At 57.0% G+C, this 15,016-nt stretch carries 6 protein-coding genes and 1 pseudogene; 4 read left to right on the top strand and 3 right to left on the bottom strand.

Annotated features, from left to right (window positions below; translation table 11 throughout):
• Positions 1–288: 288 nt before the first annotated feature.
• Positions 289–1,536, bottom strand: coding sequence for a pectate lyase family protein (locus tag FXV83_RS40770; protein ID WP_210250801.1), 1,248 nt, complete (start codon positions 1,534–1,536; stop codon positions 289–291).
• Positions 1,537–2,576: 1,040 nt separating this feature from the next.
• Between FXV83_RS40770 and FXV83_RS40765 the strand changes: the two are divergent.
• Positions 2,577–2,975: pseudogene (locus FXV83_RS40765) on the top strand (FMN-binding negative transcriptional regulator); the annotation flags it as partial.
• Positions 2,976–3,337: 362 nt separating this feature from the next.
• Here the strand turns inward: FXV83_RS40765 and FXV83_RS40760 are convergent.
• Both FXV83_RS40760 and FXV83_RS40755 read right to left on the bottom strand, forming a co-directional pair.
• The gene (locus tag FXV83_RS40760; RefSeq protein WP_148745669.1) at positions 3,338–8,896 is read right to left on the bottom strand and encodes a trifunctional serine/threonine-protein kinase/ATP-binding protein/sensor histidine kinase; all 5,559 of its coding nucleotides are present in this window, start codon (positions 8,894–8,896) and stop codon (positions 3,338–3,340) included.
• A gap of 1,242 nt (positions 8,897–10,138) precedes the next feature.
• Positions 10,139–10,357 (bottom strand): hypothetical protein, encoded by a 219-nt coding sequence (locus tag FXV83_RS40755; RefSeq protein WP_148745668.1) that lies wholly within the window; start codon positions 10,355–10,357, stop codon positions 10,139–10,141.
• A 1,093-nt stretch (positions 10,358–11,450) separates the two neighbouring features.
• Here FXV83_RS40755 and FXV83_RS40750 point away from each other — a divergent pair.
• The 3 genes from FXV83_RS40750 (at position 11,451) to ectB (ending at position 14,877) form a co-directional block, all read left to right on the top strand.
• Complete coding sequence (locus tag FXV83_RS40750) at positions 11,451–12,134, top strand: response regulator transcription factor (protein WP_148745667.1); 684 nt, start codon at positions 11,451–11,453, stop codon at positions 12,132–12,134.
• Between the two features lie 90 nt (positions 12,135–12,224).
• Positions 12,225–12,614, top strand: a complete 390-nt coding sequence (locus FXV83_RS40745; protein WP_148745666.1) for a response regulator transcription factor — start codon at positions 12,225–12,227, stop codon at positions 12,612–12,614.
• A 1,000-nt stretch (positions 12,615–13,614) separates the two neighbouring features.
• Complete coding sequence (gene ectB, locus FXV83_RS40740; RefSeq protein WP_148745665.1) at positions 13,615–14,877, top strand: diaminobutyrate--2-oxoglutarate transaminase; 1,263 nt, start codon at positions 13,615–13,617, stop codon at positions 14,875–14,877.
• The last annotated feature ends 139 nt before the right edge of the window (positions 14,878–15,016 follow it).

Raw genomic sequence — 15,016 nt, 5'->3', positions numbered from 1 at the left:
AATTCGAACAGTTGCCAGGAGCTCGATGCCGCCTCCCCTCCTCTTTCCAACCCGAACCCGCCAAAAACCGGACGCAAACTTTGAGACGAGCGCCTGGGTCGGCGGGGAAAGGCATAGGACGCATAATCGACAGGAATTGTACTGCTCGGCACCCGAAGAGAAAGGCCATACGGTCCTCGTGCAACGTCGGGCAGCCAGCCGTGCGTGCCGTTCTCGTCCAGTACGCGCCTTCCGCTCAACTGTTTGCGGCAATCGGCCAAGTCTCGAGCCGCATCTGCGAACGAGCCATCACCGGCTCTCAAGGTGTCCGGGACCTGCCCCGGCCGTGATCATGGCCGGAACATCATCCGCTCGAAATGGAAGAGGAATAGATGATCTTGGAAGAGCTCCAAACGACTGAATTACGGTTTCATCTAGGCGAAAGCCATTGATCCGCGGCACTGGGGTCGCGATGTTCTCGATGCACCGACGTGCGAGCACGGTAAGGCAGATGTTCCGCACGGTCCCGCTGGATTTGCCTAAGATGCCAAAGATATGTCCACTACCAGTCTTTACGGGTGTTTCAATATTGTCAAAGTAATTACCCTCGATCAGTGCTTGCACAGATGATCCGGCATCCACCGCATGGAAGAATCCGCCGCTCTGTTGCGCATTCGTGTTGTGGAAGTAATTGTTAACGAGATGAATAATGGCCTGCGCCCCGTCGATGTGCGGTGCCCGCCCCGAGATCTCATGGAAATAGTTATTTGCGATGGTGATCGTCTGCGGGACACCAAGAAACAGGAGATTCCAATAGTGCTGCCCGTTACAATAGGAGGAAAAGGTATCGCTGCCATCGAAGTCGTTCCAGGAAATCATAATATTCGTCGTAGGACCAAAGCCGCCGGCAATCATCTGCCGCCCGATGTTATGAAATCGGTTGTGGTCGATCCAAACCAGGTCGGCTCGTGCGATTGCAATAGCATCGCCGGCAAATATCACGCCTTCATTGATATCACTGATGGTCAGGTTGCGAATAACGACGTTGCTGACCCCATTCAGACGCAGTCCCTTTCCTTTGATTGTAGCGCTCGGGCCAACGCCGATCACTGTCTTGTTTGAGCCAATTTCCAGCGGGCGCTTGCCGGCCGTATCGAAGCCGACCAACGTCTTCTCCTTGCCATCGCAATGCGCGTCGTTGCCGTCCATAAGGAGAAGGGATTCACGGTTGTAAGGTGCCGAACAAGCACGGCCGTATTGGCAACCCTGTCCCTCGCCCCGCCCTTCCGTACCGGTAAAGTCTATGGTTCCGATTACCTGGATCTCGCGCGGATTATTGTCATTGCAGTACCCGAAGCTGTACGAACGACACAACTCATATTTCAGAGCTTTGGTTGATCTGACCTCAACTACCTCGCCTCCAAGACCGCCCGTCGCTCCAACGCCAAAGCCTTTGAGGGCTTGGGATCGCACATTGTTCGATCCGAGCACGGAAGAGACGCCGAGGACGACAGCAAGTCCGCCGAGCACGCGCAACGAACGCGTGATGTACTTCATCGTGTCCTTCATAGGCGTATGCTCTCTCTGTTACCCGGAAAATCCGCCCGAGGACCGGGACTCTCGAACCCAAATGCTGAACTGGAATAGGCCATCAGCATGCGGCGTTAATGCCATCAGATCGTCCTCAATAAGGCAGGATCGGAATATCGGAGCCATGCTACACCACAGCCGAAGTGTGCGGCCGCAGGCTTCGTACCAGCTGCGATGGATCTGGGTAGCCATTGAACAAGCGACCGTTTGATCGAGATAAGCTTGGCAATTCCAGAATACTGAAGGCTGCAACACGTTGGCCTGCGCGAATGGGCCGTCACTCGTGAAGTTTCGCTGAACCGGCGGGAGGCGCTTCGGCTCTTCGGCATTTTCGACCAGCACCAGAACGCGTTGTGCATGATCATTCGCATCGCGCGGGAGACAGATAGGCGGGGGATCTCGAGCTCCTGGATTGCACGTCGGATGTCAGGCCCCTTCATCTGGGCTATAGATGGGCGAGACTGACCCCATACACCGCGTGCCGGACACACACGGGGATGTCTCCTTATCGATTTCAAGGCCGGCAAACATCACGCCGACGGAATGGCTACGACCTCCTTGTTTTTGATATGTCCGTCCAGTCCGGGGGCGGATCTAGCACAGCCAGTCACCACCAACCTGCGAGTCGTGGCGCGGCGAGGTGATGCGGCAGGGCTCAGCCGCAATTCTGGTCGTCCCACGCATAGCCCTGAGCTGAAGCTGCTCATGTGCTGCAGTGATCGCCACCAAAAGCCGAATTCGTCTGCAAACGCCGCGTCGAAGGTAACCGCTGGCCAGCTTGCAAAGCCGCTCTCCGATCTGCACCTCTGACGCACATAGGTTGGCTGTTCCCCAGGGGCTTGCGCGCGCGGAGGACTGACACTACCCGCCAAAACTGGCTGTTTCTGTGATCCAGCATGAGGCGTACTCCAGTTCAAATCATGTGTCGCCCGGCTTTCCGTCGGGCGACCGGGGAGCCTCGCCGATGTACACGCCGCCCTCCTTCCAAGTTGTTGATATCGCCGACCTTCGCTGGGCCGCAGGCCTATATCAGCCCCTCCTGGTACGTGACGAAGCACGAGAGAGGCGAGGCCGTACCGACGTGGAACTATGTCGCTGTGCATGCCTACGGGCCGGTCGAATTCTTCGATGATGCCGATCGGCTGCTGGAGGTGGTCACGCGAGTAACCGATGCGCATGAGCGCTCGGGCAAAGACCGCTGGGCCGTCTCGGACGCCCCTGCCGATTTCATCAAAGCGGAGCTTAAGGGGATTGTCGGTCTGCGATTGCAAATTACACGGCTCGATGGCACGCGAAAGATGAGCCAGAACCGCAACGCGGCGGATCGCGCCGGCGTCATTGAGGGCTTGTCGAAGAGCGACCGTGACGAAACCCGTCGTGTGGCTCACCTCATTCCGAAAGGATGACCAACCCGCACGACCTATTGTAAACGACCCCGTATCACGTGGATTTCCTCCATTTCCTCAATGGCGATTGCCGTCATTCTCGCGAACACTGCGTCTGCAGCTTTCGCCTGATTCCGCTCGACGCCCTGCAAGTCTCAACAGACTTGCAGGAAGCCCTCAAAGCGTCTTGAACCTGACGGTTGCGGCCAGATTGCAGATCTTCTGACAATTCCCTGACAATCTGCGGTCGCTCCAATACTCCCCGACGGGGCAGCAAGAAGCGAATGTCTCAAATTCGCAAGGTCACGCCGCTCGCTTCTGTCACGATGATCGGGGCTCCCCGATAGCACCCCTGCTCGACATCGAAATCGAACCTAAGACGTTCAAGAGACCTGATCCGCCCGATTCACGCCCTCCGGCGCAACGGGCATGCTGAACTGAAAGACCGCCCCGCGAGGATCATTCGGGCCCGCCCACATCCGGCCGCCGTGCGCCTCAATAATAGAATGGCAAATGGCAAGCCCCATGCCCATGCCTTCGGATTTGGTGGTGTAAAAAGCCTCGAACACGCGGTCTGCGCTGTTTGGATCGAGTCCTGGACCCGTATCCCGAAAACTGACCAATACATTATTCGAGCCATCTGTCCGCGCGCTGATCAGTAGTTCGCGGTCGCCTTCCTTGATCTCGCTCATGGCCTCAATGGCGTTCGTGATCAAGTTGAGAATCACCTGCCGGACCTGAACGCGATCTGCTCGAACAAGCGGCAAAGCCTCAGGCCGCCGGGTTTGCACCCAAACATCATTTTTTGAAAGCTCCGCGCGAACTAGGGCCAACACCTCTAAGATCAATTCGTCAATTGCAAGAAGCTCCGTTTGTATCGGAGCCTTATTCATAAGAGCGCGGATCCGACGGATCACGTTACCAGCGCGCATACTGTCACGGACAATCAATCCGAAGGTCTGCCGAACTTCTTCCAGATTTGGCGGTTGAGCACCGAGCCAATTTAGCCCTGCCCCCGCATTGCTGCTGATCGCCGCAATCGGCTGGTTGACCTCATGCGCGATCGAGGCGGCCAGCTGTCCCATTGTCGTGATCCGATTGGCGTGTGCAAGGCCCATCAGAGTCTCGCGATACCGTCGTTCGCTTTCACGGGCTTCCGCTTCCACTCTCTTTCGCTCTGTCAGGTCGAGGACGAAGCCAACACCTTGGTCCTGTCGCTCATCGAATACGGCGAGGCCAATTAGCACCGGCACGCGGCTGCCATCCTTCCGAACATACTCTTTCTCGAACTGCTGAACAGCTCCGGTCCTTTTTGCTTCTGTCCGAGCATCCATTGTGCGCTCGTGCCATTCTGGCGGTGTCAGGTCCAGACCGTTCACTCGCCCTGCGAGAAGATCCTCTTGGTCGTATCCAACCATTGTGAGGAAGGCTTGATTTGCCTCGATGATCTCGCCCCCTTCGCGGATGATAAAGATTCCGATGATGTTAGCGTCGAGCAAGCGCCGGATTTTCGCCTCCCGTTGCTGCACTTCGCTGTACAACCGGCCGTTTTCCAGCGCTGTTGCAGCTTGAGAGGCAAGCATTTTCAGCACGGAGTTGCGGGCAGCCGAGAATATGCGCGGGGCGAGATTATTCTCCAGATAAAGTACGCCGATCAGCTTGCCCTGCGTGATCAGTGGCAGGCAAAGAATAGAACGCGCTTTGCGCTCGCGGATATACGGATCTTCCGCAAATGAAGACTGGGCGGCAGCATCTTCGAGAATGACGTTTTCGCGGACACGCAGGACGAAATGCAGCACGGACTCGGGAAGAGCCATCGGAGTCACGGGCTGTTCATCCACCTTTACAAGCAGCGTATCCGCTACCGTTGTGGCTTCCGCCTCGATCCGTAGCTCGCCTCCATCCAGCAGAATCAACAAACCTCGTTCGGCGCCGGCCTGCTCAATGGCAGTCCGCATAAGCGTGTCGATTAGCTTTCGAAGCACAATCTCGCCGGAAATCGCCTGCGACACTTTGGTCACCGTCGCCAGATCAAGATGCTCAACCGGAGCTCCGATCCTCATGCCATTCACGGCAAGAGTGGTCTCCTCATGGCTGAGATTGGGATTCAGCTCGTCGAGTTGACGCACCTTGCCATCTGCTCCCCAACGAAGGTAGCCGCGCCGCGCGTCCTGCAGGTAAACCCGGGAGATCCTGTCAAAACTGCGCGCAGCATAAAAGCGCGCTGCAAGTTCACAAGCGATCCCCTCGTGGTGGGGGAAACCGTTACGTCCCGCGGTCTGGATTGAGTGTTCGTACAGCCGCATTGCGTCTGCATCCCGGCATTCCAGCCTCGCAATTTCAGCCCCGACCAAGGCAGCCCGATTCTCAAAGTTTTCGGGGCAATTCGTCGCCCATATCTGCAGTTGTCTGTAATGTGCATCAATGATATCTCGATGTTGCTGTTGTTCGCTTTCGCCCAGCCTGTCGCAATAACATGAGTGAGACAGCGCACCATAGAAGTGAAACTCCGCGATCAAGGGCTCTGTTGGTATGGTCCATAGTTTGGGCTCGGCCTTCGAGCGAGCACCAACAGCCGCAGCATAATCGCCGGATAGGAATCGCGCCTGAAGTTTGCGGATCCAGTAGACGGTTTCGCTAGGTGACGCCGGATTTCCTGCCAACGATCGTTCAACGTCTAGCTCGTCAAATTGTTGGTCATCGAAGCAACCGAATGAGCGCGTGAGGCCGCGCATGGTTTTAATGATTGCAAGCTGAGCATGCATGGCATCAGCAGCAAACTGCACCTTTCTCTTCCGGATCGTAGCAGCGCTCTTCTCTAACTCGATCTGTACCTCTTTGAGGTGATCTCCGGCCATAATCATATTTGAGGTTAGATGAACCAAACTGTACGCCTCATAGATGACATCGCCGCTACTGACCGCAGCTTCGAGCGCTCGCCGGATCAAAACTCGGCCATCTCTAAGGGGCTTCGTCCACGGGATCACGTTGCCTCCGACGGCCAAATAGACGGGAGCCCGAAAACGGGAAAACTCACCGCGATCAACCAGGTCGCAAGCAAGACGACCAAATTTATCAGCCGCTTGGTAGTCACCGAAGCGTCCGGCCGAGATTCGGCCTAGCCATGCGTAATGGGCGCAGGAAGCATCAGTGTTGCCGTATTCGAGGCTGATGCTGACGGCTCTGCAGATGACCAAAGCGGATAAATTGGCGTCCGTGAAACCTGCCGGCGGAAGAATCCGCGTCAAGACGGCAATCGTGGCAAGCGAGGCCTGGTCTGTCATTCCAGGCAAACCAGCAAGATCCTCGATTGCGTCGGGCAGCTGTGACCACATCCGCTGATATTCGGCCAGTGCTTCCTGGTCAGTCGGATGCTGCGACCACTCGATCCCGACGTCGCGCAGATATTCGAGGCCTATGAGTACCGCCCGCCCGTGCTGACCGAGGGTCAAGTAAAGATCGACCCGCAAACATGCGACCGTTGCTCGTTGGGGCGCGTTCAAAGCGCGCTTCGACAGCGCGGACAGGAGCCTCTCCGCAATGTCCAGCCGGCCTACCAAGAATTCGCATTCGGCGCGGCTTGTCTCCAGTGCGAACGCGAGTTCGTGGCGCTTTTGCCAAGAGTGCTCCGCGAGCAGCGCAGCACCGAGGGTGAAATATGTGAGTGCCGAGGCGTAGGCCGCCGACGCCCTGGCACGCTGCCCTGCGACCAAGTTCAGCTGCGCAAGCTGCTCTCGCTCCTGACCGGAATCGATTAGTGCGACACCTCGATTGAGCTGACTGACAATATCGAAGATGGCCTCTTCGCGTTTGTCCGCAGGGACATGTGCCGCAAGCATCTGACCGATCCGCAAATGGGCAGGAGCGCGCGAGGATTCCGGCATCAGCAAGTAGGCCGCCTCTTGAACGCGATCGTGGACGAAGCGGTAGGCTGTTCCATGACGCACGATCAGTTCCTGCCGGATCGCCGGCCACAGGGTCGCGTGCACCTGCTCCTCTGAAGTCTCGAGCACGATCGCAAGCTCCACCGTCCCGGCGATGTTGCCGAAACAGGCCAGCTGTTGCAGCGCGTTCTGCGTTTCCTCGGGCAGGCGGATGAGCTTGCCGAGCATCAGGTCCACAACGTTCTCCGTGTAGGCTTTTTCGTGAATGCGCTCGAGATCCCAACGCCAGCGCGCCGACTCGTGATCGAACGTCAACAGCTGCTCTTCGGCCAGTTCAGACAAGAATTGAATGGCAAAGAACGGATTGCCCATCGTCTTCTGATGCACCAATTTTGCAAGCGGGGCAGCGCGTTTTGGTCCGCAGCGAAGGGTATCCGCGACCAACTGCGCTACATCGTCTGCAGTGAGCGGCGACAGCGTGATCTCCTCTGGATTTACGTCGGCTCTCCTGATGGACTCGAGCTTGCGTTTGAGTGGATGGCCTGCATCAACTTCGTTGCTGCGGTAAGCTCCAATCAGCAGCAGGTGCAGATCCGGCTGGGTCAGCAGATCCTCGATCAGGTCGAGTGTTGCGGCGTCATACCACTGCAAATCGTCGAGGAAGAGCACCAATGGATGGGTTCGCCGGGCGAACACGCCAATAAAGCGGCGAAGCACGAGCTGGAAACGAACTTGCGCTTGCCGGGCTGGAAGCTCAGCAGGCGCGGGCTGCTCGCCAATGATCAGGCTCAGATCGGGGATCAATTCGACCATCAGCCGTCCATTCGCGCCGAGCGCCTCCCGAAGCGCTTGCCGCCAAGTCGCGAGTTCGCCCTCACTTTTGCTGAGAAGAGGACGCACAAGACTCTGAAAGGTCTGCACTAATGTCGCATAGGGAACATCGCGCTTCAGTTGGTCGAATTTGCCTGATGCCAACAGTCCGCGCGAGGGCACGAGTACTTTGTGTAGCTCCTGGACAAGCGAGGACTTACCGATGCCGGAGTAGCCGGCAACCAGCACCAACCTCGGCGCGCCGCTCTTCACCGCTCGATCGAAAGAGCCAAGCAAGGTCTCGATCTCGCGGGCTCTGCCATAGAGCTTCTCGGGGATGAGCAACCGATCAGGTGTGTCGTCTGCGCCAAGCTCAAATGGGTCGATGCGACCGTGGTTGGCCCATGCTGCGAGACAGTGTTGCAGATCGTGCTCAAGGCCAGCGGCAGTCTGGTAGCGTTCCTCGGCGGTTTTCGCGAGGAGTTTCATCACAATCTGAGAGATTGGCTCCGGAAGGTTTTGCGATTTCTCGACAGGCGGTGTTGCTTTTCTTGCAATATGACAATGGATCCACTCCAAGGGATCTGAGCCCGTGAACGGCAGCGCGCCGGTCAGCATCTGATAGAATGTCACGCCAAGTGAATACAGATCACTGCGACAGTCGACTGAGCGATTCATTCGTCCGGTCTGTTCGGGCGCCATGTAGGGCAGCGAGCCGGCGATGAACTCGGCAGGCTCAGGCGGCACGCGCTCGCGGGAAAGACGGGAAGCCAGACCAAACCCAGTGAGTCGCACCTGTTCGTCAGGACAATTGACCAGAATGTGAGCGGGTTTCAGGTCCTTGTGGACCAAGCCGTGCCGGTGAAGCTTGCCCACGGCCCTCGTGATACCAACAGCGAGGTGCAGGAAGCGCTCGGGCTCCATACGGATCCCGAGTAAATTTAGCAGAGGCTCGCCGCCTGGATCCTCCAGGACCAGCATAGTCCGACCAGCTTCCCGGATGAGTTCCAACGGCCGCACCGCCCATGCCTCGTCGAGCTCCTCCCTCAGCTCACACTCATGGGCGAGGCGGTCGAGCGTCGCTGAGTGTTCCGCGATGGGCCGCACCACAAGCACGACAGCCCTGCTGCCGTGGATTTGCCGGCGCCACGCACGGCAGAACGCGCGATCACCGTCCTCCCACAGGGGCTGGATGTCAGTGTCGACATTTGAGCCGAACAGAGTTCGGCTGAGAGGGTCCCTCGGCATTTGCCCGCCCAGACAATAAGGATTGAGCCAAAATCTGACACATATGGGGCGAGCTTGTGAAGGGACTTCGCAAACCGGCGCAGGTACCGATCAAGGCCGCCAAAGACTGGACCGCGGCAACCAAGATGCGACTTACACACCCAATACGTCACAGCCCGATCGTGTCAATCCAGCCCAATCCTGCGCGCAGGCCGGGCCTGCGGCGCGGCAATCAGGATGGNNNNTCCAGATTGTCGCGCTATACGGGCCTGCACAGCATCGCGGCGGGCGCTCCCGACTGGCGCAGTGTGTGGCCGAAGGATTCTTTTTGATTGAGCGGCTCGTGCCCGTTACCCGATCGCCAGCGGCCCACTGCCCGACGTTCAGCAGGGCCCCAGATCGCTGCTACTGCTCAAGCAGGCAATGACGTGTAAAAGCTGATCGGTTTGCCCATGATCGGCGCAACGCGCCAGGCCATTGGATGCCGGCTTCTTACGGCTGCATCGGCCTCAGCGTCCGGGGCGCGATCAATTCCATCCCCATGAGCTATCGCGAGATCTCCTGGCGCGAACTGAAGTCCCGAGCGCCACAACTTGCTTCGCACAACGTCGTTCGAGTATGTCTTTCGAGCAAGCGACCATACCGTCGACGCACACAGTCTTCAGCACCGAACTAACATGGCATTGGGCCGAGAAACGTGTCTTCACAAGTTTTGAGCGGTCCCGGCGCGCGCTGTCACGGCCTTAGGATGTGTTCGGTCCGTCCCGGCGTCACCTGTGAAATCTTGATCATGTTGTCCCGTGAAGCAAGTAGCGCGACGACACTGAGGTGGCCGTACCGAGCTAAGGAAGCACAGAGCCTGTGCATCCAACACGATATCGAAGGAGCTCGCCGTACACAATTTTGCACTTGAGGAAGGCCGCTCCTTCGACAACGCCCCTCAGATACTAGCCACGAGCCTGATTTATAACTCGCAGGAGAAACTTAGCTCGAATGAGACGAATCCAATGATGCGGCGGCGCGTTTAGACATTGACCGATCAACAAACCACAAGGCCTGATCGAGTGATTTGAGCCAAAGAACCGAGGCAGCTGCTTGGTAAGCTTCAGCCCCTCGAAATCGGTTATCCTAAAGCTCAGAGCGCTCGGTCTATTGCAGCAAATCGAACAGCTGGACCTTTTCGCCGCCTCGATGGCTCCCCGGCGGACATAAGCGCGACCGATATTGCTTTTCGAGCTGAAACCGCACCGGCGCAGTTTCAGTTCAGCCTGTTCCCCTCGAGGCCTGCACCAAGCTGTCGATCTCCGGGCGGTCCCTAGATCTGAGGTCGATGCCGGCCGAGGAATACCCGACGGCAGGGCACGGTGCCTCTTTACGCTGACCGGCGGAAATGTCGCTTCCCTGGTTGATTATGGTGCGAACCACTCTGAATGCGATCAGACGATCAGTGAGCTCGGCGATCGCCTCGCTGATATCTGGCATGTCGAACTACCCTTTCTCGCAGAAGCCGGTCCCGAGAATTCGCCCACGGGCCTTGGGCCCTTAGCGGATCCATAAGCTACTGGCAGGTCTGACAACAGCTTCAGGTTGACCGCTCGGGGCGCGTTTTGTCGTTCCTATGTAGATCAAAGAGCGGAGCTTCAACTCCAGGCTGCCCGGCACGGACCCGTGATGTCCGCCAACTCTGGTAGGAGAATGATTCTTTGGCTGGATCAGCGGTTGTTTGGCTGATGCAGGAGAGCAAATGCAGCTGCGTTTGCCGAACTGGTCCGCAGCCGGACACCGAATGGAGTGTATCCCGCCTCTCCATTCAGATTACGCCGCCTGATCTTGGGATGCGAGCCTGGTGAAGGAAGCAACGAGACGAACGAACGTGAGCGTCCCTGCAGCAGCTCGAGTTCGAGCATCTTTCCTACAAACGTGACGGAAAGGACTTGAATCGCACCTTGCGTCAGGTTGTACGAAGTCGATGCAAGGGTGCTTTTCCCAAGCTCGCAAAGACGCAACTCACAGGCGCTCTGACGACGGAAAAGAAGAGTTCATGTGCTGATGCCGCTGCTACTTGTTCTGATTTCTATTTTCCTTATTACGGGTGCGATAGTCTACGCCGCTTGCCGATCGCAACGCCGGCGTGATCGGCGCATGCACAGGCACAATCGCGCCAATTCGCTCAGCTCGCGCCCCCGCGTTCAACTACCAAGGCGGCGGGCATTCTGATCCTTCAGCCGCAAAATGAGTCGTCCGCTGCAGCCCCACTCGCGAAGGCCAGGCGACACGCGCCGCCATCCTAAAGCGAGCGCCTCAAGTCCTGGATTCGGTGTTCTCGACCGGCTGTTGATCGGGATCGATGCCGGGGCCGATCCAACGCGACGGCGGACGGACGCGAAAGGCAGTTCTCGACCACTCAGGCGGTTTTTGCTAGACTTTCCTGTAATGGGTCATGCTGGCGCGAATGGCTGACCAATCACATACCTGGAAAATCTCAAAGATTCGCACTGCGCGAAAGGCTGCGATCAATCAAAGGTCATTGTGACGCGTCAATTCTACTGTAAATCGTAAAAATGAGGCTCTTATCGTGACCAAGCGCTCTGAACCGCGGAAGGAAGCCGCAAATGTCGTAGGGCCGGAGGTGAGGCCGAGCGTCCTCGTCGTCGACGATGACCTCTCAATGCGCGAATCGCTGGTCAACCTATTTCGTTCGATCGGTCTACATGTCGTTGCTTACGGATCGGCCCAGGAACTGCTTCAGAGCGAGTTTCCTGATGTTCCTAGCTGCCTTGTGCTTGACATCAGGCTGCCAGGATCGAGCGGGCTAGAGCTCCAGAGTGAGTTAGCCAAACTGAAGATTCACATTCCCATCATTTTCATCACCGCTCATGGCGATATTCCGATGACCGTCAAAGCCATGAAGAGTGGAGCAATCGATTTTCTCAGCAAGCCGTTTCGCGATCAGGAACTGCTCGATGGCGTAGTCGCAGCTATCGAACAGGATCGGAAGAGACGAGGTGTAGACAAGGTGGTCAGGAGGCTGCAGTCCTTGTTTGAGGCCCTAAGTCCGCGAGAGCAGGATGTCTTGAAACTGGTCGCCGCCGGCCTATTGAACAAACAGGTAGCCGCGGAACTCGGGCTCGCTGAGATTACAGTTAAAATCTATCGCGGGCACGTGATGAAGAAGATGGGCGCTCGATCGCTAGCCGATTTGATCAGGATGAGTGAGAGGCTGGGAATTGGGACCGACCGTTTCAGGGTACAAACCTAAGTATGATTTTACAATTTCGTCGTACACGCGCACCCTTCAGCTGGCTGTCATGCTTCGGCCACCGCCTTCATCCAACTAGAACGGGTCGTCTTGTCCAGGTATTCAACTGTTTCCGTTGTCGACGACGATCCTTCGATTCGTGCCGCACTGGACAACCTTTTGAAATCGCAGGGCCACGTCGTTCATACGTTTGCATCGGCTGAGGACTTCTTGCGGTCGTCTCAATTGAACGATACGTCCTGTGTCATTGCAGACGTGCAGATGCCCACGATGAGCGGCTTTGAACTTTTGGAACAGATGCGGGCCCAGGGTCACGCCGCGCCATTCATCTTGATTACTGCCTTCGCGGATGATCGCACGCGAGCCCGCGCGTTGAGTGCCGGCGTAACTGGCTTTTTCGCCAAACCCTTTGCCGGTCTGGAGTTGATCGCCTGCCTCGATGAAGCACTGCGCGAGCATCGTGGCGGAACGGACGCGTGAAAGATGGGGAAGCAGTCTCGACCACACCGCGTCCGCGCGGCGCTTACGATATCGATCAATGTGCCGCTGCCAGTGCTTACCTCGTGGTGCGGCGCGCCTTTCCACCTTGCCGCATTCCTGTCGCTGTTGTTGTGCTTTCGGCAGCTCATCGAAGCACTCGCAGCGTGGGGGCTCCTGACAAAAACGCCTCTGGTATGATCGCGTAGTCAGACGAGGCGAGGCCCTCCTCGCCCTAACGAAGGTGCGCACCTACGACGATGAGCCTAGGTCGAAAGTACCGCGGCAGCGGCTTGCCAGGCAGGACCTCGCCAAAAAGGGTTCACCCGACGCTTCTGCGAGTGCTCCAGAGAAAGTCCGGCGCCGGAGTCTGTGGAGGATGACGCGCCGATCACAGCGAAATCACGCAGCCTTTCAAGACGATCGCTGCATTCACAAAAGGCTGCAGGCCATGTTGGACTTCCGAACGATCCACAGTTTGCACCGCGAGATTCGTGCGTCCGATCTCGGCATCCTTCGGGCCGAAGCACCCGAAACTTACGCATCCGTTGCAGCGGCGACACTAATGCCGCTGGTCGGATGCGATCTCAAGCCATGCCTTTGCTACCGACGGGAGCGCATCGGACCCTTTTGGGTCACGATGAAAGTTATTCCATTCTTTCTCCTTTACAGAATTTGTCCTAACGCAAGCTAACCGCGCAGCATGTGCAAATTCTTCGCGCGGCTAATCAAGCCTGTCCGCGAAAGACGACTTTAGCCAGTGGCGTTCGCTGGATGTGGACGACACTACTAGACATAGTAGCTTTGTTCCGCACGGTTCTCAGGTAAATCGCTGGAGCTGTTTTTCAGACGCGCTACGCGCAATCCAAAGGACGTCGAGAGGCGCGGAGCCGCGCGTTCACCGCTTGCCTCTCTTGTACGATGTTGGCCGCGCGCACGTTCGTCGGGTAGATTTTCTTGTCGAGGAGACGACAACATGGTTGGAGTACACGGGCCGCGCAGCATGAAGACAGTCGAAACGCTAGAGTCCAATGTGCGCTCGTATTCACGTTCCTTTCCTGCTGTCTTCAGTAGGGCGCGCGGCTCGATTATGTTCGCGGAGGGTGACCGAAAGGTCATTGACTTTTTGTCCGGTGCTGGAGCGCTAAACTATGGCCACAACAATCAGGAGATCAAAGCGGCAATCAGCGAGTATCTGGAGTCAGACGGCGTCGTCCACGGCTTGGACATGGCCACTCCAGCAAAGGTCGAATTCATGGAGACCTTTAGCTCTGTCATCCTTCGTGAACGGAATCTTTCCTACCGCTTTCAATTTACGGGGCCTACTGGAGCTAACGCTGTTGAAGCAGCTCTAAAGCTCTCGCGTAAGGTCACAGGGCGTCACAACGTCATTTCTTTCACGAATGGATATCACGGCCAAAGCCTGGGAGCCATAGCTGCGAGCGGTAACCGCTTTTACCGCAAGGCCAGCAGCATTCCCTTATCCGGCACAACTTTCATGCCGTATGATGGGTATCTTGGCTCCGCTGACAGTCCGGCGGATTACCTGCGAAAGGTATTAATGGACGAGAGCAGTGGTATTGACCTTCCCGCCGCCATTCTGGTCGAAACCGTGCAAGGAGAGGGAGGCATTAACGTCGCCGGTAAGGAATGGTTGCAGTCAATTCAGGCTTTGGCAAAAGAGGTCGGAGCTATTTTCATAGTTGACGATATTCAGATGGGCTGTGGTCGTACAGGCGAGTTCTTCAGTTTCGAGTTCGCTGCCTTGTCGCCAGACATTGTTGTGATGTCGAAATCGCTGAGTGGGTACGGCTTGCCGTTGTCGATGCTCTTGATCAAAGAAGCGATCGACGCATGGGAACCAGGCGAGCACACGGGAACGTTTCGCGGAAACAACCTTGCACTCGTTTCTGGCAAAGCGGCTTTGACTCTGTATTGGCGTAACCAGACGTTCTCGCAACAGGTCCAACGCTTGGGCGCTTTTATGCGGCGCCGACTCGATGCTATCGCGCATCAGCACGGAAACAAGTTTGCTGTTCGTGGACGGGGCATGGTATGCGGCTTCGATTGCAAGACGACCGAGATCGCAGAGGCGACGTCACATAAAGCGTTTGAGAAGGGATTGATTATCGAGCGATGCGGACCGACGGATGAGGTTGTGAAGTTCTTGCCCGCACTTACGATCGACCAAGAAACGTTGGGACAAGGCCTAGACATATTCGAGGAGTCATTGACCGAAACTTTGAATTCAGCGCGAGGAAGCTAATTTCTAGGCACACGAGAGAAACTGTTGCTAGCGACAGCATCGCCGCACAGGTCACTGGCGCGAGTCCTCGCTTGCCGCCGAAACGTTCAGGAGTTTTGAAGCCATGATTATGGAGGTGACGCCTGAACGCCAATGCTGT

Source organism: Bradyrhizobium hipponense (assembly GCF_008123965.1).
Taxonomy (GTDB): Bacteria; Pseudomonadota; Alphaproteobacteria; order Rhizobiales; family Xanthobacteraceae; genus Bradyrhizobium; species Bradyrhizobium hipponense.
This window is presented reverse-complemented; position numbering and strand designations above follow the sequence as displayed.